General features: G+C 41.2%; 14 protein-coding genes. 7 read left to right on the top strand and 7 right to left on the bottom strand.

Annotated features, from left to right (window positions below; translation table 11 throughout):
• Nucleotides 1-25 precede the first annotated feature (25 nt).
• From PF027_RS06275 to PF027_RS06260, 4 genes are all read right to left on the bottom strand, one after another.
• Entirely contained in the window at nt 26-640 is a 615-nt protein-coding gene (locus PF027_RS06275; RefSeq protein ID WP_270877242.1) for an energy-coupling factor transporter transmembrane component T, read from the bottom strand.
• Nucleotides 641-700: 60 nt separating this feature from the next.
• On the bottom strand, nt 701-1177 hold the full coding sequence (locus PF027_RS06270; RefSeq protein ID WP_270872776.1) for a hypothetical protein: 477 nt from the start codon (nt 1175-1177) through the stop codon (nt 701-703).
• Nucleotides 1174-1764: a cobalt transporter CbiM gene (gene cbiM, locus PF027_RS06265; RefSeq protein WP_270872775.1), complete on the bottom strand. Its 591-nt coding sequence runs from the start codon at nt 1762-1764 to the stop codon at nt 1174-1176. The genes PF027_RS06270 and cbiM overlap by 4 nt, the downstream gene beginning before the upstream one ends.
• A 143-nt stretch (nt 1765-1907) precedes the next feature.
• Nucleotides 1908-2663, bottom strand: a complete 756-nt coding sequence (locus PF027_RS06260) for a DUF4198 domain-containing protein (protein WP_270872774.1) — start codon at nt 2661-2663, stop codon at nt 1908-1910.
• A gap of 166 nt (nt 2664-2829) precedes the next feature.
• On the opposite strand from PF027_RS06260, the gene serS reads away from it, so the two are divergent.
• The 3 genes from serS (at nt 2830) to lepA (ending at nt 13192) form a co-directional block, all read left to right on the top strand.
• The gene (gene serS, locus PF027_RS06255) at nt 2830-4083 is read left to right on the top strand and encodes a serine--tRNA ligase (RefSeq protein ID WP_270872773.1); all 1254 of its coding nucleotides are present in this window, start codon (nt 2830-2832) and stop codon (nt 4081-4083) included.
• Nucleotides 4084-4732: 649 nt separating this feature from the next.
• Nucleotides 4733-11302, top strand: a complete 6570-nt coding sequence (locus tag PF027_RS06250) for a hypothetical protein (RefSeq protein ID WP_270872772.1) — start codon at nt 4733-4735, stop codon at nt 11300-11302.
• Nucleotides 11303-11401: 99 nt separating this feature from the next.
• Entirely contained in the window at nt 11402-13192 is a 1791-nt protein-coding gene (lepA, locus tag PF027_RS06245; RefSeq protein WP_270871437.1) for a translation elongation factor 4, read from the top strand.
• Nucleotides 13193-13693: 501 nt separating this feature from the next.
• On the opposite strand, the gene PF027_RS06240 is transcribed toward lepA, so the two are convergent.
• The 3 genes from PF027_RS06240 to PF027_RS06230 form a co-directional block, all read right to left on the bottom strand.
• Nucleotides 13694-14503: a transporter substrate-binding domain-containing protein gene (locus PF027_RS06240; protein WP_270872771.1), complete on the bottom strand. Its 810-nt coding sequence runs from the start codon at nt 14501-14503 to the stop codon at nt 13694-13696.
• Between the two features lie 132 nt (nt 14504-14635).
• Nucleotides 14636-15565 (bottom strand): ribose-phosphate pyrophosphokinase, encoded by a 930-nt coding sequence (locus PF027_RS06235; RefSeq protein ID WP_270859651.1) that lies wholly within the window; start codon nt 15563-15565, stop codon nt 14636-14638.
• A 57-nt stretch (nt 15566-15622) separates the two neighbouring features.
• Nucleotides 15623-17377 carry a DNA polymerase III subunit gamma/tau gene (locus PF027_RS06230; protein WP_270872817.1) on the bottom strand — a complete coding sequence of 585 codons (1755 nt, stop codon included), beginning with the start codon at nt 17375-17377 and terminating at the stop codon, nt 15623-15625.
• 94 nt (nt 17378-17471) lie between these two features.
• Here PF027_RS06230 and PF027_RS06225 point away from each other — a divergent pair, with 94 nt between their 5' ends.
• The 4 genes from PF027_RS06225 (at nt 17472) to PF027_RS06210 (ending at nt 22391) form a co-directional block, all read left to right on the top strand.
• The gene (locus tag PF027_RS06225; protein WP_270872770.1) at nt 17472-18017 is read left to right on the top strand and encodes a YajG family lipoprotein; all 546 of its coding nucleotides are present in this window, start codon (nt 17472-17474) and stop codon (nt 18015-18017) included.
• A gap of 7 nt (nt 18018-18024) precedes the next feature.
• Complete coding sequence (locus PF027_RS06220) at nt 18025-18636, top strand: ComF family protein (protein WP_270872769.1); 612 nt, start codon at nt 18025-18027, stop codon at nt 18634-18636.
• Between the two features lie 79 nt (nt 18637-18715).
• Nucleotides 18716-21367: a DNA gyrase subunit A gene (gyrA, locus tag PF027_RS06215; RefSeq protein WP_270872768.1), complete on the top strand. Its 2652-nt coding sequence runs from the start codon at nt 18716-18718 to the stop codon at nt 21365-21367.
• Nucleotides 21360-22391 carry an aspartate-semialdehyde dehydrogenase gene (locus PF027_RS06210; protein ID WP_270859647.1) on the top strand — a complete coding sequence of 344 codons (1032 nt, stop codon included), beginning with the start codon at nt 21360-21362 and terminating at the stop codon, nt 22389-22391. Before gyrA ends, PF027_RS06210 begins: the two co-directional genes overlap by 8 nt.
• Nucleotides 22392-22433: the final 42 nt, after the last annotated feature.

Raw genomic sequence — 22433 nt, 5'->3', positions numbered from 1 at the left:
AAATTTCTAAGTTTTACCGAACAGCTCAAATCATCTCTCCAAGCCTTGCAAAAAGGCAAATTAATACAAAAAATAAAAATCCGATTTCAAGTGCGCCAAATTTCTCTTTGGCGAAGAAAAATTTCCCGCTAAATCCGCGCGTAATCAGGGCATTTTGCAGATTTTCTGCCCTGCCTAACGCCCCTAAAATCAGTAGCGCGACGCAGTTTGCGTAGGTTTTGTAGCTAAAAATCGAACTTTTCGCCATAAATCCACGCACCAAAAGCACGGTTTTTTGGCGTTCTAACTCCGCACGCAAAAACGCGATAAATTTCACGCAAAAATAAAAAATAGATGAAATTTTATCCCCAAGCCCTAAATTTCGCACCCCGCGTGCCAAAAAATACTCGTCTCTCTTCCAAAAAATCAAAATTGCAAAAAGCATAATCAAATTTGCTCGAAAAAACACAAGCAGTGCAAAGTGCGAATTTTGCGCTATTAGCGCGCTTAGTATCATAAAAAATACAAAAATATTTAAAATCGCAAGTTTTTTAAAAATCTCTTTAAAATCGGCGAAATTTAGCACCAAAAGAGCCAAAACTGGCAAAAAATAGCTAAGATAAATTTTGCCCCCAAGTGCGACAAAAAAGCTATAAATCACAAAGCAAAGTAGGCTAATTGCGGCGTTTTGGCAGGGGTTAAAAGTTTTGATTTTTGATCCTTATTTGCGTTTTTTTATGGCGTAGAGTGCGCCAAAAATCGCGAGAATTATAGCCAAACTAAGCGCAAAATTTAATAAATTTTGGTTTGATGAATTTTTTGGTTCAAGCGAATTTTGCAAAATTTCGCTAGAATTTTGATCTAAATTTTGGCTTTGCAAATTTTGCGAATTTTCCACCGCATTTTCCACTTTAAAATTTATTTTTTTCGCATGACCTGCGCCGCCGTAAATTTCGATTTCGTATTCCCCAGCGCCCAAATCTAGGTTTAAAACGCCAGTTTTATCGGTTTTTGATTCCAGTAATACTGCGCCGTTTTGGCTGATTTTCACATCGCAGTTTTGGCAGGGCGAATTGCCGTAAAAAAAGCTTTTTATGCGCACATTTTCCCCGTCTTGGCTGGCGAAAACTTTGAGCGAGTGAGCCAGGGCAGTATTTGCCAAAGCTAACGCAAACAGCGCAAAAATGAGCCTTTTCATAGCAAAATTTCCTTTTTTACGCGCACGATAAATTTCAGCGCAAACAGCGCGATAATCCCCTCCAAAACCGCCAAAACTGCCGATTCTAGCGAGATTAGCGTGATGATTGTGTAAAATTCCTTGCCACTAGCAAAAAGGATTAAATCCAAAAGTAGCGTCGAGATGAGTATCGGCACCGCTCCTGCTAGGAAAAATGCCGTCGTGGTGGGCATTTTAGCATTTCGCCACGCACGCACAAACACTGCGCCCAAAACGGCTGGAAAGCCGATGATTGCGGTATTTACACCCAAAATCGTAATCCCACCAAAGCCAAAGAAAACCCCTTGAAGCATGAGCCCCACAAATATCGCTAAAATCGCGTCAGCACCCAATACTGCGCCGATTAATCCGCCCAAAATCAAATGCACGGAGCTTGCGCCCACTGGCAAATGGATAAATGAAGCGATGAAAAAAATCGCGCTCATGCACGCTACTTGCGGGATTTTCTCCACTTTTAAGCGGTATGCGAGATACGCCACCACGGGCGCACTTATCGCCCAGCCTGAGATTAAAATTTCGCTTGGTAAAACGCCTTCGCTAATGTGCATTTAATGTCCTAAATTTCGTAATTTTAAATGAAATTTAGCTCAAATTTGAGCTAAATTTATAGGTAAAATTTATGCCAAATTTCTTGCTTAAATTCATACTAAATTTCGCTCCAAATTTTATGCTGAATTTCACGCGCAAATCCCTATTTTTCGTAGTCTTTGGTCTGCACCCAAAGCACCGCGCCAAGCTCGACGCCATATTCCTTGCCCTCGTGCGCGATTTTTTCGTCATCGTCTATTAACGCCGCAAAGCCCCAATGCCCAGATAGAGGCATCGTAAAGCAAAATTCCCCGTTTGCATTAGTCTTTACAACCTGCGTGATATGGTCCTCGCTAGGGGCTTTTAGGGCGGATTTGTTGTAGTATTCGACCTCGACTTCTACGCCCTTAGCTGGGGTATTTTTGTATAATACTGTCCCGCAAAATGAGTTTCCCGCATACAGGCCAAACGGGCGCGTAAGTGGCACGATTTCGGCTTTTAGCCCCACTGGCTCGTCCCAGCCCTCGCCATATCCGTAAGCGTCGATTATGGTTTTGCTTTGGTGGCGGATAAATTTTCCCTCGGCTGGTTCGAAATATGGCTTAGGATCGAAGTAAAATTGATAAACGCCCGGTTCTTTTACCTCAAATTCGGCTGTGAAATAAGCGTTTTCGCCCTCTTTCTGCGCTTTTAAATTTTGCAAAAACGGCTTTTTCTCGCCATTTATCCAAATTTCAGCCACATTTGGAATTTCTAAATTCATGCGATTTTGCTCGAAAGGGTGAGTGAATTCATAAACTAAATTTAGCTTGTTTTTGCTCTCATCTTCGATAGTATCACTATCTGCCAAAACTACGCCAAAGTGCGCAAATGACGCTGTTGCGGCGCAGGTTAGAAGGGATAAAATTTTAAATTTCATATTTGCTCCTTGTGAAAAATTTTAGTTTCGTAATATTACAGAATTTAGCTTAAAATAACACTAAAAATTTTTAGATATTATAAAATTTCGCTTAAATTTGCCCACTTTATATTTTTAAAGTAAAATTTCGCTAAAATCCAAAAATTTTTATTTCACGGAGAAAGATATGATAAATTTACGACTAATCGAAACAAATTTTGACGAATTTAATAAAAAACTAATCGCCAAAAAAGTCCCCGCAGACACGCTAAAAAGCCTACTTGATGCTTATAATGAGTTAAAAGAAAAAAAGACAAATTTGGAAAATTTGCAAGCCGTGCAAAACGCCAAAAGCAAAGAAATGGGCGTAATCGCGCGAAATGGTGGCGACACGAAAGCCCTAAAAGCCGAACTTGACGCAAACAAGGCAAAAATCGCAGAACTCGGCACAGTAGTCAGCGAGTGCGAAGAAAAGCTAAATAGTGTGGCAGCCGTCGTGCCAAATATCATCGATGATGATGTCCCATTTGGCGCAGATGAAAATGAAAATGTCTGCGTAAAAACCGTGCTAGAACCGCGTAAATTTGACTTTACGCCAAAAGAGCATTTCGAGCTTGGCGAAAGCCTTGGTTGGCTAGATTTCGAACGAGGCGTGAAGCTTAGCGGTAGCCGTTTTACCGCGCTTCGCGGGCTTGGTGCGAAGCTAAATATGGCGCTTATAAATTATATGATCGATTTTAACAATAGCCGTGGTTTTGAGCTTGTAAATATGCCATTTTTGGTGCGTGATGAGATACTTTACGGCACAGGACAGCTACCCAAATTTAAAGACGATCTTTACAAAGTAGATAGCGACGAGCTAAATTTGTATCTCATACCTACGAGCGAAGTTACGGCGACGAATTTATTTAATGATGAAATCATCGAAAGTGCGAATTTGCCGATAAAGCTTACGAGTTACAGCCACTGCTTCCGCAAAGAAGCAGGGAGTGCCGGGCGCGATACTAGGGGCATGATTCGTCAGCATCAGTTCGAAAAGGTCGAGCTTGTAGCGATTACGAAGCCAGAAGATAGCGCAAAAATGTTAGATGAAATGGTCTCTTGCGCTAGTGATTTACTAGCTTCTTTGGGCTTGCCGCACCGCCACATGGTGCTTTGTAGCGGCGATCTTGGTTTTAGTGCGGCAAAAACGATTGATTTGGAAGTTTGGCTTCCGGGACAAAACAAATATAGAGAGATTAGCTCGATTTCAAATTGTCGTGATTTTCAGGCAAGACGCGCGAAAATTCGCTATAAAGATGAAAATAAGAAAAATGCGTTAGTGCATACGCTAAATGGCTCATCTTTGGCAGTAGGGCGCACACTAATCGCTGTCATGGAAAACTACCAACGCGCTGACGGCACTATAGAAATCCCAAAAGTTTTAGAAAAATATATGTAGGTTTTGGCTTTTCGCAATGACACATAATCTGTCACCCTGAAATACTGCGCCGAAATCTTATCGTCATTGTAAGCGAAGTAAATTTACTTTATTTTGTCATTGCGAGCCCAGCGTTGCAATCCAGGGAATTTTTTAACTCTTAATTTGTCATTGCGAGCGAGTGTAACGAGCGTGGCAATCTACGACTTTAAAATTTTTGCGCCGAATTTGCTGTCATTGCGAGCGTAGCGAAGCAATCCAGGGAAATTCAAATAAATTTTAATTCACAGAAAAATTTATTGGAATTTAAAATTCATAAAATTTTTGTAATTCTCCATAAATTTTACTGGATTGCTCCCCTGGCGTTGCCGTCTCGCAATGACACGGATTATATCGTCTGGTGGTTTGCACTCGTAGATTGCTTCGCTTTCTACGAAAGCTCGCAATGACAGATTAGACAAATTTCACGCTCGTAAATTCTCGCAATGACAAATTAGACAAATTTTCAGAAAAATAAATCAAACAAATTAACCACCCAAATAACAAAAATAAAAAATCCACTAAATGCCTTGATTATTCACATTTTCAAAGGTTAAATTTATATTTATTTTAAGCGATTTAGTAATAAAATAGAGAAAATTTTTACACATAAAATGATGGAGGTCATATTATGAAAAAAGAAAAGGTATTTAGCAGGGCGTTATCTGCTATGTTGATTTTGTTTGGAGTTAGCGTTGGCGCGTTCGCAGATGATGATGAACTCTACGACGGCTATGCCAGTAATATTAAATATTTTAAACCTACTGCAAGTGTAGGAGTAGATCCGGAGATTCCAAATAGCGGTGAAATTCCTTCTGATTTTTTGGGTGAGTATTCAGGTACCATAACATACGGTGGTAGTGGACTTAATAATCTAAAACCATGGGGCGGTCTTGCTCCAAAAAACCCTGATGGTAGCGATAATGTCTGGTATGATGAAAATGGAAAAAAACAATTCATAAATTTTAGCAATCTCGACCCATTAAATCCTCAGAGCCAAAAGCTTAGTAAAAGATTTGGTGGTGAAGGAACTTATGTATTTGGTGATATCGTGACAGCGGGTGCCCCTGTTATAAAACCTATGCCTGGTGATACTATGACGAGTTCTGGCACAGATGTCTATGACGGCGATTTTTTTGACGACGGTGGCATAGGGGATACTTTCAATAGCTCTAAAAATGAAATAAAACTTCCAAAGGGCGTTACGAAAGATGATATTGTCATGGCTAGGCTTTATTGGTTTGGTCACTTATACAATAACAATGACATAGATAGCGACGAAAAGCTAGATAGTAAATTAGACGATAGTTATGGTCCAGAAAATTGCACACAAGCTGAGTTAGATGAGGTTGCGAAGCGAAAAAGAGAGGGCAAATTACACAGAGATGCTAGTTGTAAAAGATTGCCAACAACCCTTAAAATAAAGGCTTTAAAAGGCTATCAGGATGTTAAATTAAAGGTAGGAAATAGTTCGGCTTATAATGTCCAAAGAGAAATTTGCGAAGGAATATTTGCTTACAATTCATCTAAAAATGCACAAGATGGTCAAGACCAAAGATACGATATGAAGTATAGTTGTTCAGCTGATATTACTAGTTTTGTGAAAAGTAATTTTAAAGATTATAGCGAAAGTATCGACATAGCGGTAGGAAATGTAAATGCCACCGGAAGAAGTCCGCATTATAATAGCAAAGGTAACCAAGTATGGAGGATGATTGAAGCTTATAATGGCGGTAGTATAGATGCTGGGTTTTTTGGAGGAACTGCTCGTCTTTTGCCATTTGGTGGTTGGTATGTAGTATTGGTTTATGATAAAAATCTAGAATCACAACAACAACTACTAGACAATCCTGATAAAATCGGCGCAAGTGATAAAAAAAGCGCTCAACAATACATAGATAGATTTTTCAGACCAAAAAATGTTACCTTATACGATGGATATTTGTATATGGAGCCTTCTGCCTCTGGTGTAAGTAACGAAGAGCAAGCGTTAGCAAAATCAGTTTATGCTGATTTTACTTTGAGCGGGTTTTATACGCCAAAAAATGGTGATGTCCAAGGCAAACTAGTATTTGCGTCATTTGGTGCGAATAGAGGTCCAACAACCGGTGCTAAGGAAGGTTTATTTGTAGCGAAGGAAGGCGAAGACCTATATAGCAACAAGCTACCTAGCAGTGTCTATCATCCAAATTCTTTCTTTAATGGTTCGAGAACTTGGCTAGAACTAGATGATAGCGGAGATTATACACTACAAGGCAGAAGCGGTACTGCTGGGTATTATAATAAAGGCTATCACCAAGGATTCGATTTAGATGAATTTGACATTTCAAAAAAAAGTACAAAAATATTAGATAATAATCAAAGTTCGCTCGCCGTCAGGGTCGGTCTAACTCCATTTAAACCACAGGATGCTAAAACATACGAAAGCAACCGTGCCTATGTGCAATTTGTGGGAGTATCTGTTGATTTATATGTCCCACAACTATGCTATGAGCAAAAAATGTATGATACAGCTGGTTGGTTGGGATTTTATAACGAAGATGGCACACCTAAGAATAAGATCGGAACAGTAGAGGATGTAACTGTCGTAACTGGCGAGAATTTGTATTATAGAACTGAGATTAGAAATAAAGATGATAAAGATAGTGAAGATGCAAGTGGTGCATGGGTGCACGTGGATACTGGTAGAAGCAATACCTATACGCCAAATTCATCTGGTATAAACAATGTCCCTGTAACAGGTGCTAGTCTAGATGGCATAAAGGAGTTTAAGTTCTTGCAAGATAATACACCTGGTGCATACTCTACTCAGGCAAAAAGAGCCGCTGGTGGAACCCCCGATGTAACTGATACGGTATATGCAGGAAAACAGCTAAATTCTTTAAGAGATAATCAGCTTAAATTTTATGTAGGTCGTGGTGCTGGTAGTTTAGTAGGAAATGAACCAGTCGGTGGCGAGCTAAAAAAAGGCGAATCTATATTTTTGGAATATAATGCTACGGTTGGTAGGACATTTACATATACGCCTATCCGCTATACAATGGGATATACTATGAATTTAGCTGGTCAAGCGGTCGTAGGACCTACTGCTATAATGAGTCGTTGCGATTCAGAAGAAAGCGATGTAAAAATCGTGCTTCTAAATGGTCTTAAAGTGGTAAATCAAAATTTCAAAGATTATGGCGATAGCGAAAGTGATAAAAACAAAACTCTCGCCCAAGACGATAGATTATTTACTCAAATAGCTGGAAAGGAATTTAAAGTAAATATGATATTTAAGCCAGATATCAATGATATCTTTGATGAGTATTGTGTCAGTAGAGATACAGATGGTAAATGTAAATATAAGTCAGATGATTTTGATTTATGTGAGAACTACGCTGGAATATTTTTGCCGGCTGATGAAAAGGGAGAGTGTCGCGCAAGAGTCTATAAAAAAATAGGTAATGTGTGGGGAGTGTGTATGCCAGGAAATGATCCTGATGGATGTAGCACTGGTGAGCTTGACGGTAGTTTGCAATACTTCCCGCTTCCTGGTGATTTGTATCTTTCGGCTATCAGAACTGGTAGTGGTTGTAAATACATAACCGATAATGACAAGTTACCATTTAAGGTAAATGGCAAGGATGAAAGGTTATTTAACTACAAAACAGGATTTAAAGAAGAACAAGAAAAATCAAAGAAAAAAGTAGTTCCGCTCGAAAAAATTGAGTTTGAAGATGCTTTCGGTGGCGTTACATTTATGTTTAGTTATAGACCTAGGGGTCTAACTCTTAACAATGATTTTGATAAACTCGATATGAACGCTACTGCACTATATAATTATAATCCAGTAGATAATCCAAATGCTGAGGCTGAGCTGATAACAAACTCAACAGAGTATTATAAGAGATATCAAATCGAGAGCTTGTATCAGAAATATATCGACAAGGACGCAAATATACCTGATAGTGTCAGGGCTATTTTGGACGAGTATAATTTAGATAGATTTAGGATTAGGCTATCTGAATATCGTGCTAGGACAGTAGAGGAAGCCCAAGCTAAAAAACGCAGATTAGAGTTAGCGTGGCTTGCCGGCACTATGACAGGTAATACTCCAAGTGAGGAAAGAGCAGAATTTGAAAAAGAAAAAAATGCTGTTGTGGCTGAGCTAGATAGTGCAAGATCGTATTTCGGAACTGAAATGTCACCAGACGGGTCTTTCCATGTGTGTGATAGCGATCATTTCGTAATTAGACCTGCATATTTCGAAGTAGATATGGCAAAAACTAGCAAATACGCCAAACTAGTAGATCCTGATAAAGACGGCGATATCACTGAGGCTTTGGTTGATAGCCCCACTAGTGATTTACGCGTAGGCGGTAAATATTCAGATAATGATGATGTATTAACCGAAGTATTTTATGCAAGAAGCTACAAAGGCAATCCGGTGCCTAACTATAATGCAGTCTTAGGTGGCAATTTAGGCGAAAAAAGATTTGCTCAAAGAAACAGCTATACGATTAAATCATTAAGCGTAGATGAAGCAAATGCAAATGTGGCATTTAGAGAGCAAAAAACATACCTAAAACCGTTTATCTCTAATGATTGTTATGGAGTTGTATCTGGTCAGGCTTACTATGTAGAAAAAGAATTGCAAGATAGAACCGGTGTCAAATCTACACTTGGCACAGAGTGTAATACTCGCTCACTTTACTCTGGCTTCAAATTTGAGGACGGAAAATATACGATAGATGATTTGACTATGTTGGTGAAAAAACAAAAAGAGACTGACGAGATAGATAATGATTTCGGTAAAATAGATACTGGTTGTAAAGTCAATGGCAAAGATTTTTATACTAATTATGACAAAATTTGGGATAAAGATGCTATTTCTTTGCTTGCAGATTTTGGTGTAAAAAGTGTAAATCTCTCAGAGGGTGCTGCTAAGATAGAAAGCAGATTTGGCACAAATGATTTAATAGTGCAAGGTAAATTGGCGCCAAATGAAAAAGCAGATGTAGCGGCAGTATTGACTACCGAAACGCTATATTCTGATGCAAGTAAATCTAGCCTAAAAGGTCAAATTTTTAACTACTACAATGTCGGTGATGTGCTAGTAAATGTTTATGACAACTCATGGACTGATAAAAATGGTGATCAAACCTATGATGAGAGAAAAGACGGCGATGATAAGTATTGGGGAACTAAATGTATCATCGACTCTGCTACAAATAAACCTGATAGCACAGGTAGAGTAGGTTGTGATATCAGTATAAAACGAGCCGAGAAAAAAGATAGCAATGAGAGCTTGGGATTGGTTTTGAGATATAAACCAGATCGCATTGAGATATCATCTATCGGATTGCAAAACGGCTTAAATGGAGCTGGTTGGAAGTTTGTCGAAGATGGTGAACTCAAAAATGCAAGTAGCTACGATGCTAACGCTTCTGTGCTTGCAGGTAATTATACAAATGGTGTTGCTTCAAACCTAAATCAAACCCGCTTTACATACTTTAACTCAGTAGAAGTCGAAGATGATGTAACGATAGATTATTATGGCGATAATAATGTCACTATAACCCTTGCGGACTCAGATAAAAACAAAGCTGTTACTAGCCAGTTGAGCGAGTTGGCTATGATAAAGGCAAATGCTAAGGTATATTTGAGTGATGAAGTATATAGCGATGTTATTGCTACACTTTATGACGGAAGAGCATACGAAGCAGAATCAGGAAAGGCCATGCAGCCATTGTGTGGTTTTGCTAGCGATATGGAGCTTAGTGTAGGATTTGATTACGATTGTGCTACAAACTCTACCGATGCTCGTTGTATCAAAGGACAAACCGCATTGACTACTCCTAGCGAGATAGATTATAAACCATATCCAGACAAACCTAATTTTGAGGTCAAAATTCCTAGTGGAACGCAGTATTTTAACGATGATGTTTGTATAGCTAGCGCAAATTATGATAGTAGATGTTATAAATTTAATACCAAAAGTCAAGGCGCAGCTGGAACGAGATCAGAAGACGCTACTGATAGAAAAGCATTTCCTTTAAGTGCTGCGATTAGCTTCTATACTGATAAGAGTTTAAATAGTGGTTTTATCCACAAAAAAGATTCTAATGGCAATAAAACTGGCGTGTATTTGAATCCAAAACAACCAGATTTCATCTTGATGTCTCGTGCGTTTAAAGAGGGTCAAACACCTAGTGCGACTATCTTTTTTAACTTCGATAGAATGCAAAAAAGTCCGCATTTGCCTTTGGTGATTTATCCGACTGATTTTAGTCTAAGCAATTTTAAATTTATAGATGATAAAGCATCTATGTTGCCGGCTAAATTCAAGAAAGATTATGCAACTATACCTTATGCAACTACCGAGATTTCATCTGCTAAACAGCCAATGGGTGGCGTTAGAGAGATGAAAGTCGAGAATTTCGCTGATTATGCAAAAAGTCTTGGTGGTGTTGCAGCCTTGCCTAGTGGAACTGGCACCTATGCATATTTCATATATGGCAAATCATACGATGTAGATAATGGTAGCGCTATCAAACGCCCATCAGTAAAAACTAATGAAAAAATAGATATTAAAGAGGCGTTGTATTGTCCTAAGAGCGAAGGCGATTGCTCTACTTTACTAGCTCCTAATACTACTTATGAGCTTTTAAAACCTAGCAGCAATATATTTAAAGCCCTTAAAGATGCGAACGAATATGAAACTATGGGGGGAGGTTTTGTTATAAACAAGCTTTCCACAATTGACGCTAGCAATATAGCCGATGTTTTTGTGTCTAGGTATGCTACTAGTAAGGCAACCATAATACCTTCTGGCAAAAATAATGGAGAAAAATTTAAAGACGGAGTTCAGACTATATCTGTTACTTCTGCTACCAGAGGAAGCGATACGATTAGGATACTAACAAATCCATGGCTTATTTATACGCCAGATAATGGAGTTCATGGCTATAAAGTATATATAGATGACGCACCAAGCGATTCAGAGTATGCTTATAGATATAGTGGTGTAAGACAATACTATAATCCTATCGAGGTTAGATTTAGACTTGATGGCACTTGGGGCGGTGAAGGCACTATCAAAGGTGGCGAAGATAATGTAGGTAACTTCGTCGGTGGTAATGATACTAGTGCTTCTGGAGATAGCGTCGAAAGTAATGATGAAGGACGATCATACCGCAACAACCGCATTAACTGGTAACTTTCACACCAGTTAAAATTTAAAGCCTAGCCTTGGTGCTAGGCTTTTTTAAATTTAATCAAATTTAAAAAAATAGTAAAATTTAAATTAGGAAGACATTTGAAAAATATACGAAATTTCAGCATTATTGCCCACATAGACCACGGCAAAAGCACCCTTGCAGACAGACTAATCAGCGAGTGTAAGGCGGTCGAAGATCGTCAAATGAGCTCGCAAATCATGGATACTATGGATATCGAAAAAGAGCGCGGTATCACTATCAAGGCCCAATCCGTGCGCCTAGAATACGAGCTTGGTGGCGAAAAATATGTCCTAAATCTCATCGACACCCCAGGCCATGTGGATTTTAGCTACGAAGTGAGCAGAAGTCTGGCTAGCTGCGAGGGCGCGATACTTGTCGTCGATGCCAGTCAGGGCGTGCAGGCTCAAACTATCGCAAATGTCTATATCGCACTCGAACACAACCTAGAAATTATCCCTGTGCTAAACAAAATCGACCTTCCATCGGCAGATCCTACGCGCGTCAAGGACGAGATCGAGCATATAATCGGACTTGATTGCTCGGAGGCAATCGAAGTAAGCGCGAAGACTGGGCAGGGCATAAAAGAGCTATTAGAGGCGATTATCACGAAAATCCCAGCCCCTAAAACCGATGAAAACAAGCCATTAAAAGCGCTTATTTATGATAGCTGGTTTGATAACTATCTTGGCGCACTCGCCCTTGTGCGCATTTATGACGGAGTGGTCAAAAAGGGCGATGAGGTCTATGTCATGGGCACTGGCGGTCGCCACGAGGTGCTAGGGCTCATGTATCCAAACCCTCTTGCGCCGATTAAAACAAACGCCGTGCGAAGCGGCGAGGTCGGTATCGTAGTAATGGGGCTAAAAAATGTCAGCGATGTGCAAGTCGGCGATACGATTACGCTCTATCGCAACCAAGCTTCCCAGCCAATCGGTGGCTTTGAAAAGGCAAAGCCTTTTGTGTTTGCTGGAATTTACCCCGTCGAGACCGATAAATTCGAAGAGCTCCGCGATGCGCTAGATAAGCTCAGCCTAAATGATAGCTCGCTTAGCTACGAGCCTGAGACCTCGCTCGCGCTTGGGTTTGGCTTTCGTGTGGGGTTTTTGGGCTTGCTTCACATGGAGGTTGTCAAAGAGCGTTTGGAGCGCGAGTTTAACCTCGATCTAATCGCTACTGCGCCGACTGTTACTTATGAGGTCTATCTCACAGACGGTTCTATCAAGCGAATCCACAGCCCTAGCGAATTGCCTGAGCCAAATTATATAGATCATATCGAAGAGCCTTATGTACGCGCTACAATCATTACGCCGAGTGAATTTTTGGGAAATTTAATCACGCTTTTAAATTCTCGCCGTGGCGTGCAGACCAAAATGGACTATATCACGCCAGAGCGTGTTTTGCTCGAATACGATGTGCCGACAAATGAGATTATTATGGATTTTTACGACAAACTCAAATCCTGCACCAAAGGCTATGCGAGTTTTGATTACGAGCCTAGCGATTATAGGCGCGGAAATTTGGTCAAACTCGATATTCGCGTCGCTGGCGAGGCTGTCGATGCGCTCTCTATCATCGTGCCGGTAGAAAAGGCGCAGTCTAAGGGCAGGGATTTGGTAAAAGCGATGAAGGAAATCGTCCCGCGCCAGCTTTTTGAAGTGGCGATTCAGGCTAGTATCGGCAACAAAATCATCGCCCGCGAAAATGTCCGCGCCATGGGCAAAAATGTAACCGCCAAGTGCTACGGCGGCGATATCACGCGCAAGCGCAAGTTGCTCGAAAAGCAAAAAGAGGGCAAAAAGCGCATGAAGGCTATCGGCAAGGTGAATTTGCCTAGTGAGGCGTTTTTAAGCGTTTTGAAGATTGATTAAAATTTGGCTGTTTGGTGAATACTACCCCGGATTTCGCCTAATTTGTCATGTGAGAATTTTGCGAGGGTAAAATTTGTTTAATTTGTCATTGCGAGAATTTTGCGTTAGCAAAATTCGTGGCAATCTACGAGCAAAAATAACCAAAATGCGAATTTCGTGTCATTGCGAGATTTTCGCAAGAAAATCGAAGCAATCCAGTAAAATTTAGGGAGAATTTCAAAAATTTTATGAATTTAAATTTTCGATAAATTTTTCTGCGAATTAAAATTTATTTGAATTTCCCTGGATTGCTTCGCTCGTTACACTCGCTCGCAATGACAGCAAATTTGGCGCAAGGAATTTTAAAGTCGTAGATTGCCACGCCGTGCAAGCACGGCTCGCAATGACAAATTAAAAGTCAATGAAAATCCCATGGATTAACATGTTAGCTGCGTTTGCTTGCAAATGACAAATCAGGGAAATTTATAAGCCCAAATTTGGGCTTATAAAGTAGAATTTAGCTTAAAAATTGCTAAGGAAATCGTCTATGAGAAGGTATTTTTTATCAATACTGCCTTTGTAAAATTTCTCGAAAGTATCGGTATATGCGTGTTGGAAAAACTCCGCCTTTGTCAGCTCGATAATCGCGTTATTTACGAAATTTACAAGCTCTGCGTTGCCTTTTTGCGCGCCCACACAGATATAATCTATCTCGCCTACGCTTTTGACGCCAGTTTCTAAGCTAGGATTATTCATCACAACTGCGGCGGCTGTGATATTTGTGTGCATGTAGCCATCGACTTCGTTTGATAGCATTTTTTCCGCGCACTCTACGCCATGTTCGCAGTAAGAAACATCAAAACTATATTTTTGTGCATTTGTTTTGAGCCAATCATCGCTTGTGGTACCCTTTTGGACTATGATTTTTTTGCCCTTTAAATCAGATAGTTTTGTAACTCCGTCAGCTTTTCTGGTGACTACGACTTGCACATCTGCTAGGTATGGCACTGAAAAATCCACTTCCTTAGCGCGCGCTGGTGTGGCAGAAAAGTTGCCGACCACTAGGTCTAAATCGCCGTTTTTAAGCATAGGAAGTCTGTCTTTTGCCTCGATGACTACTAAGTCGATTGAGCCGTCGCTTCCTACTAGCTTTGTGCCGATTTCTTTGGCCAAAGATACCTCGAACCCCTCGCTCTCGCCGTTTGCTTGCGAGCTAAATGGAGGCAGGTTTTCTCGCACACCGATTTTAACCTTTTTGCTTGATTGAATTTCTTGCAAAGAGGCACCAAATGCACATGCACAGCCAAGTGATAAAAGTAAAAACTTTTTCATTATATACTCCTATAAATGAAATTTTAGTTTTTTTTAAAAATATATTAGGAGTAATTTTACCGTGAAATTTTAAAATAAAATTTAAATTTCACGGCAAATGTGGGTAAATTTGAAGAATTTTAGTATAAATTTTTAACCAAAAAGGCTATTTACGCTCTCGTCGTGATATACGCGACGGATAACCTCGCCAAATAGCGATGTTACCGAGATGACTTTGATTTTATCGCATTCTTGGCGCAACGGAATCGTATCTGTGACGATTAGCTCATCTAATGCGCCCTCATTTAGCCTCTCATAAGCTGGTCCGCTTAAAACCGCGTGTGTGCAAAACGCCATAACGCTAGTCGCACCCCTTTCTTTAAACGCAGCAGCGGCTTTGACGATAGTGCCGGCTGTATCAATCATATCGTCGATCAAAATCACATCTTTGCCATTTACATCGCCGATGATATTCATAACTTCGCTTTTGTTGGCTTCTTCGCGTCTTTTATCTACAATAACCATATCCAAATTTAACTTTTTAGCAAAGGATCTTGCGCGCGCCACACCGCCGACATCCGGGCTAGCGATGATAGGGTTTTTTAAATTTTTGTTTTTGAAATAGTCCAAAAACGCCAAAGAGCCATATAGATTATCTACCGGAATATCGAAAAATCCCTGAATTTGCCCAGCGTGCAGATCCATTGTCACCACTCTATCAATGCCCGCTGTTTGCATCATATTTGCGACGAGTTTGGCGCTGATTGGCACTCTTGGGGCTGCCTTGCGATCCTGTCTAGCGTATCCGAAATACGGCACCACGGCTGTGATTGATCTAGCACTTGATCTTTTTAGCGCGTCGCTTAGGATTAAAAGCTCCATTAAATTTGAGTTAGCCGGAGCGCAGGTCGGTTGTATGACGAAAACATCCTTGCCGCGCACACTTTCGCCGATTTGCACGCTAATCTCGCCGTCGCTAAATGTCTTGATAGAACACTCGCTAAGTGGCAGGGATAGGTATTTTGAGATTTTTTTTGCGAAGTCAGGATTGGCACTTCCTGATACTATTTTATAGCCACGCATATTTTGCCTTTGTGATAAGATGAGCCCTAATTTTACACCAAAGCTGATAAATTTAAGCTAATTTTCTACGATTTTACTCGGTTCGCCGAAAAGATTTGCAAGCTCGGTTTTTAAAATTTCTTCCTTGCTCACAGCCTCGCTTGCAAGCTTGGCAAGCTCGTTTTTAGTTTTTTGCATATCGGGCTTGGCTACTTCGGCGCTGATTTCGTAATTGCTCAAATTTGTCTGATTTAGCAAATTTGGCTTGGGTAAATCCTTTGGCGAATTTGCCAAATTTGGCTTTGGCTCCGCCTCGCGAAGTGGGACATTTTGGGTGATTGAAATTTTAGCATTGTCGCCAAAAGTCATTTTCAAAACGCTATTTATCGCCCTTGACGCGGCGCGCAAATACTCTTTGTCCTCGTTTTTGGCGCGAGAAATCAGATATAAAGTGGAGTTTTCAAATTTGACAAATTCAATGCAATTATCAAATTTCTCGCCCAGCTCATAGCTTCTATCGTATAAATTTGAGAGAAATTTATCATACGCCGAATTCGCACTTAGCGTATCTGCGCCTGTTTTTTGCGCTACTTTTTGCTCTAAATCGTTTAGTTTTTGGCTAGTGGTGTTTTGCGTAGGAGCTGGATTTTGCGCTGAATTTTGCGTTAAATTTGGCGCATTTCGCGGTGCGCTGAAATTTGCATTTGCCTGCGCGCTTTTTGGCGTAGCAAAATTTGGCGCAGTGCCCAAATTCGCCCCGCTTGCACTGCTATCACCAATGGATTTTGAAATTTCGATTAACTCGTCGATTTCTTGCAAATTCACAGCTTCCATCATCAAAAATATCATCATCAAAAGCGAGTAAGTATTATCCGAACTCACGCCTAGCATGCTTTTTGCGCCGGCTAAAATTCGGAAAAATCGCTCATAAATTAGCATGCTAAATTTGGTATCATTTCGCAAAAATTTCTCTTTTAAATTCGCAATCATCTCGTCGATTATGGTCTCGGCGTTGTAGTTTTCGATCTCTTTGACGATTTCGATAGCGCCCACGCGGTCTTGGCGCAAAACGATTTCTAAAATTTCATTGATTTTGGCGGGATCTAGGAGCCCTAGCATATCGGCTACTGCGGTTTGCGTGACATTTTCTTCGCTATAAATTATGGCTTGATCTAAAAGCGTGAGAGTATCTCTGAGCGAGCCAGAACCGCTTCTAGCTAGGATTTTGAGCGCGCCATTTTCGTAAGAAATACCCTCGTTTTGCAAAATCGCTTCAAGGTGCGAAATAATCGCTAATTGGGCGATTGGTTTGAAGCGGAAGTGTTGCGTGCGCGAAAGCACGGTCGCTGGTAGTTTGAGCGGGTCTGTGGTAGCTAGGATAAATTTCACATACGCAGGCGGTTCTTCAAGCGTCTTTAAAAGGGCGTTTGAAGCCTCTTTTGTAAGCATATGAACCTCGTCGATAATGAAAATTTTAAATCTCGCACTAGCTGGGGAGTATTTGGTCTGCTCGATTAGCTCCCTGATATCGTCGATTTTGCGGTGGCTTGCGGCGTCCATTTCGATGATATCGATATGGCGACCCTCGTTTGCCATTATGCAGTTATCGCAACTCTCGCAAGGCTTTGAAGTGGGTCCGTGATCGCAAAGCAGGGCTTTGGCGAAAATACGCGCGGTCGAGGTCTTGCCAGAGCCTCTAAGTCCGCTAAAAAGATACGCATGTCCTAGTCTTGCGCCATCTAGTGCGTGCGCTAGGGAGCTTGCGATTGCGTTTTGTCCGATTAGGGCGTCGAAGTTTTTGGGTCTGTATTTTAGTGCGAGTGCTTGCAAAATTTCTCCTTGATTTAAAACCTTTAATGATACAAAAAAAACTATAAATTTAAAATTTATCGCTATATTACGCCAAATTTTTCAAAAAAGGATCAAAATGAAATCAATTTTTGTCGCAATCTTTGCACTTCTAATCGCAGGGTGTTCGAGCAATACGCCTGTTTTGGGGCTTAGCCCATATATTTCTGGTGTTGCGCCACAAGCAAAAACCAAAAGCGCTGGCGAGCTAAATATCAAAGACTCTCGTCAAAATACCCTAATCATCGGCACTATCAACGATAATAGCGGAAATTTAATCGACGAGGTTTTGCTTAAAACAGATTTGAGTTCGTGGTTCGAAAACGCCCTTAAAACTGAGCTTGGCGCGCGTGGCGTAGCCATAGGCGCAGGTGGGGCTAACATAAGTGTGGATATCAAAACCCTAAATGCTGCAATCGAGGGGTATTCTAAACAAAATATGAGCGCAAAAGCCGAAGTTTTCATCACTATCGTAAATGGCACTAGGACAATTACAAAACGCGTCGCCCAAGATCAAAGCGAGTTTGCAGTCCTTCGCAATGTCCGCACAATGGAGCCTTTCGTCGAAAGTATGCTAAGAGATATCATCAAAAAATCAGCTGATCAAATCGTCTCTTCGCTTTGAAATTTAAATGCGTTGCATTAATTGTGGCGCATTTTCCCTGCGCCTTTTTTGCGCCTCTTGTGCGCGAACCCTTTCGCAAAACCGCCTAAATGCGCGTGTGGTGGAGGATTTCGTGGTGTTTTATTATTACGGATACTCGGAGGTTAAAAATTTAATCCTCTCAAAGCACCATTTGCACGGAAGTGCGGTTTTATCGCGCTTGGCTAAATTTAGTCTAGCGAAATTTCCAAATGAATTTAAGGCTTTTTTAGATGAGAATTTGCCAAATTTGACGCGCGAAATCCCAAATTTCAAATTTCAAGCTGTCCCGCTAGATGATGATATCAGCTCGGGTTTTTCGCATACTGCCGTGCTTGCTCGTGCGCTAAAATCGCGCGAAATAATGCCAGCTTATGGCGTGATTAAAGCCCAAAACAAGGTCAAATACGCAGGACAGTCCTTGGAATTTCGCCTAAAACACAGGCGCGATTATAAAATTACAAAAGAGCCAAAATTTCCCGTGATTTTAGTCGATGATATCGTTACAACCGGGCTTAGTATGTTGGAGGCTAGGGAGGTTTTAAAAAAGGCTGGATTTAGAGTGGTTTTTGGCATAGTTTTGGCAAATGCACAAATTTAAGCAAATTTACGCGAATTTTAGGTTACTCAAAAGGTTTTTTTGCTAAAATCAAAAGTTTAAATTTGCAATAAGGAAAGATATGCAAGATAGTATTTTTGACAATCAAGAAATCATAGATATAGATGTTGAAGAATCGATAAAAACGAGTTATTTAGATTATTCGATGAGCGTTATCATAGGGCGAGCTTTACCTGATGCCAGAGACGGCTTGAAGCCCGTGCATAGGCGAATTTTATACGCTATGAACGACCTTGGAGTTAGCTCTCGCCAACCATATAAAAAATCAGCGCGTATTGTAGGTGATGTCATCGGTAAATATCACCCACACGGCGATACAGCGGTGTATGATGCGCTAGTGCGTATGGCACAAAGCTTTTCTATGAGAATTCCAACCGTCGATGGTCAGGGAAACTTCGGCTCGATTGACGGCGACGGCGCAGCTGCCATGCGTTATACAGAGGCTAGAATGACGCCACTAGCCGAAGAGCTTTTGAAAGATTTAGACAAAGAGACGGTCGATTTCATACCAAACTACGATGAGAGCCTAAGTGAGCCTGATGTGCTTCCTGCGCGCGTGCCAAATTTGCTTTTAAACGGATCGAGCGGTATCGCTGTGGGTATGGCGACAAATATCCCGCCACACAGCCTTGATGAGCTTGTTGATGGGCTTTTGCTTTTAATCGACAATAAAAACGCTAGCCTTGAAGAGGTCATGCAATACATCAAAGGTCCAGATTTCCCAACTGGCGGACTTATTTTTGGTAAAAAAGGCATAATTGATGCTTATCGCACTGGGCGTGGCAGGGTCAAACTCAGAGCCAAAACGCATATCGAAAAAAAGGCAAACAAAGATGTCATTGTCATCGACGAGCTTCCATATCAGACAAACAAAGCCCGCCTTATCGAGCAAATCGCGGATTTGGTCAAAGATAAGCAAATCGATGGTATCAGCGAAGTGCGCGATGAGAGCGATTTCGAGGGAATTCGCGTCGTAATCGAGCTCAAACGCGACGCTATGAGCGATATCGTGCTAAATAATCTTTTCAAACAAACCACTATGGAGGGCACTTTTGGCGTAATTATGCTCGCAATTGACGGTAAAGAGCCAAAGGTATTTTCGCTAATCGAGCTACTTAAACTTTTCTTAAATCACAGAAAAACCGTCGTCATTAGACGCACGATTTTCGAGCTTCAAAAGGCGCGCGCTAGGGCGCACATTTTAGAGGGCCTTAAAATCGCGCTTGATAATATCGATGAAGTGATTGAAATCATTAGAAATTCAGCCGACACTGCGATAGCTAGGGAAAATTTAATGGCTAAATTTGGCCTAAGCGAGCTTCAATCAAACGCGATTTTGGATATGAGGCTAAGCAAGCTAACTGGCTTAGAGCGCGAAAAAATCGAAAACGAGTTAAAAGAGCTTTTGGTTGAAATTTCACGCCTTGAAAATATCCTAAAATCTGAAAATTTAATCGAGCAAATTATCAAAGATGAGCTCTTAGAAATCAAAGATAAATTTAAATGCCCGCGCATTACAGAAATCGTCGATGACTACGATGATATCGATATCGAGGACCTTATACCAAACGAAAATATGGTCGTAACTATCACGCATAGAGGCTATATCAAACGCGTGCCAAGCAAGACTTACGAGAAGCAAAAAAGAGGTGGCAAGGGCAGGGTAGCAGTGACGACATACGACGATGATTTCATCGAAAATTTCTTCACTAGCAACACCCACGATACGCTTATGTTTGTGACTGATCGCGGACAGCTTTACTGGCTCAAAGTCTATAAAATCCCAGAGGGCTCACGCACAGCCAAAGGCAAGGCGATTGTAAATTTAATCAAACTTGTAGGCGATGAAAAAATCATGGCGATAATCCCGACTACCGATTTTTCAGATAGCAAATCGCTAGTATTTTTCACCAAAAATGGTATCGTAAAACGCACAAATTTAAGCGCGTTTTCGAATATCCGCTCACTTGGCGTAAGGGCTATTAGCCTAGACGATGATGACGCGCTAGTAACTGCGCTAATCGTGCCAAATGAGGCAGGCGAGAGCGCACCAATCGAGAGCGATGATGAAAATGGACAAAATTTAGAAATTTCGCAAGAAATCGAAGAAGTTGAGAGCGAAATTTTAGATGAAAACAGTAGCGAAATCAACGAAAATATGATTTTCATCGCTACCAAAAAGGGTATGTGTGTTAAATTTAAACTCGGCAAGGTCCGCCAAATGGGACGCGTAGCCAGAGGCGTGAGAGGGCTTAAATTTAAAGAAGCTGGCGATGAGGTAATCGGGGCGACATTTATTTTAAATGATAATTTAGAAATTTTAAGCGTGAGCCAAAAAGGCATTGGCAAACGCACCACAGCTAGCGAGTATCGCCTCACAAACCGCGGCGGCAAGGGCGTAATCTGCATGAAGCTCACAAACCGCACCGGCGATTTGGTAGGCGTAGTAATGGTCGATGAGGAAATGGATCTCATGGCACTAACCACAAGTGGCAAGATGATTCGCACAGATATCCAAAGCATACGCAAGGCCGGACGCAACACAAGTGGCGTCATCGTGGTAAATGTCGAGGGCGATGATGTGGTTAGCATTGCTACTTGCCCGAAAGCAGAAAGCGATGATGAGGGCGAAGTGGGCGAAGAAAATGGTGGCGAGAGCCTAAATTTAGAAAATAGCGAAAATCAAATCATACAAGGAGAGGGTGATGAATAGATATAACATCGCAATCGTTGGCGCAACAGGCGCTGTTGGCGAAGAGATACTTAGAGTTTTGTCTGAGTTAAATTTCCCAGTAGCAGATATTTTGCCACTAGCTAGCGCACGCTCGGCTGGCGAGGTCGTAGAATTTGAGGGCAAAGAGTATGTGGTAAAAGAGCTTACCGATACTACTTTTGAAGAAAACGAGATTGATATCGCGTTTTTTAGCGCAGGTGGAAGTATTTCAGCGCATTTCGCACCACTTGCAGCAGCTAGTGGCGCAGTGGTAATCGACAATACTAGTCATTTTAGAATGCAAGATGATGTCCCTCTCGTGGTGCCTGAGTGCAATCCTGGCGATATTGAGCTATGGGAGCAAACAGGAATCATCGCCAATCCAAACTGCTCAACTATCCAAATGGTGCAAATCCTAAAACCACTAAACGACGCTTTTGATATCGAGCGCGTAGATGTGAGCACATACCAAGCCACAAGTGGCGCAGGTAAAGAGGGCATGAGCGAGCTAGTCGAACAGCTTCAAGCGTTTTTTGCCTTCAAGCTCGATGAGTGCGAGCCAAAGGTTTTCGCTCACCAAATCGCAATGAATGTAATCCCTCATATCGATGTTTTCAACGAAAATGGCTTTACCAAAGAAGAGTTAAAAATGGTAAATGAAACGCAAAAAATCCTACACAAAAACTTCCCAGTAGCCGCCACTTGCGTGCGTGTGCCTGTCATGAGAAGCCACAGCGAGGCGATTACGATTAAATTTAAACAAGATTTCACGCTTGAAAAGGTGCGCGAAATTTTAGCAAACGCAAAAAGCGTCGTGCTTTGCGATGATCCAAGCGAGAAAAAATACCCTATGCCAATCGTTGCTACCGATACGAACGAAACTTTCGTAGGCAGAATCCGTCGCGATATTTATGATGATAAAATCTTGCACCTTTGGTGCAGTGCCGATCAAATCCGCGTCGGAGCGGCTACAAATGCCGTTAGAATCGCGCTTGATTGGATTGAACTTCAAGAAAACAAATAAATTTATGGGCGCAAATTTAAGGCGCCCATTTTAAATTTTACA

The sequence above is a fragment of the Campylobacter sp. VBCF_01 NA2 genome, assembly GCF_027797205.1.
Lineage (GTDB): Bacteria > Campylobacterota > Campylobacteria > Campylobacterales > Campylobacteraceae > Campylobacter_B.
Note: the sequence above shows the minus strand (reverse complement) of the source record. Positions and strands in the feature narration are given on the sequence as shown.

What these genes read in the sequence shown, in the direction of transcription:
- PF027_RS06270 (WP_270872776.1), bottom strand. Translation starts at nt 1,177, where the DNA reads ATGAAAAGGCTCATTTTTGCGCTGTTTGCGTTAGCTTTGGCAAATACT.
- cbiM (WP_270872775.1), bottom strand. Translation starts at nt 1,764, where the DNA reads ATGCACATTAGCGAAGGCGTTTTACCAAGCGAAATTTTAATCTCAGGC.
- PF027_RS06260 (WP_270872774.1), bottom strand. Translation starts at nt 2,663, where the DNA reads ATGAAATTTAAAATTTTATCCCTTCTAACCTGCGCCGCAACAGCGTCA.
- serS (WP_270872773.1), top strand. Translation starts at nt 2,830, where the DNA reads ATGATAAATTTACGACTAATCGAAACAAATTTTGACGAATTTAATAAA.
- PF027_RS06250 (WP_270872772.1), top strand. Translation starts at nt 4,733, where the DNA reads ATGAAAAAAGAAAAGGTATTTAGCAGGGCGTTATCTGCTATGTTGATT.
- PF027_RS06240 (WP_270872771.1), bottom strand. Translation starts at nt 14,503, where the DNA reads ATGAAAAAGTTTTTACTTTTATCACTTGGCTGTGCATGTGCATTTGGT.
- PF027_RS06235 (WP_270859651.1), bottom strand. Translation starts at nt 15,565, where the DNA reads ATGCGTGGCTATAAAATAGTATCAGGAAGTGCCAATCCTGACTTCGCA.
- PF027_RS06225 (WP_270872770.1), top strand. Translation starts at nt 17,472, where the DNA reads ATGAAATCAATTTTTGTCGCAATCTTTGCACTTCTAATCGCAGGGTGT.
- PF027_RS06220 (WP_270872769.1), top strand. Translation starts at nt 18,025, where the DNA reads ATGCGTTGCATTAATTGTGGCGCATTTTCCCTGCGCCTTTTTTGCGCC.
- gyrA (WP_270872768.1), top strand. Translation starts at nt 18,716, where the DNA reads ATGCAAGATAGTATTTTTGACAATCAAGAAATCATAGATATAGATGTT.
- PF027_RS06210 (WP_270859647.1), top strand. Translation starts at nt 21,360, where the DNA reads ATGAATAGATATAACATCGCAATCGTTGGCGCAACAGGCGCTGTTGGC.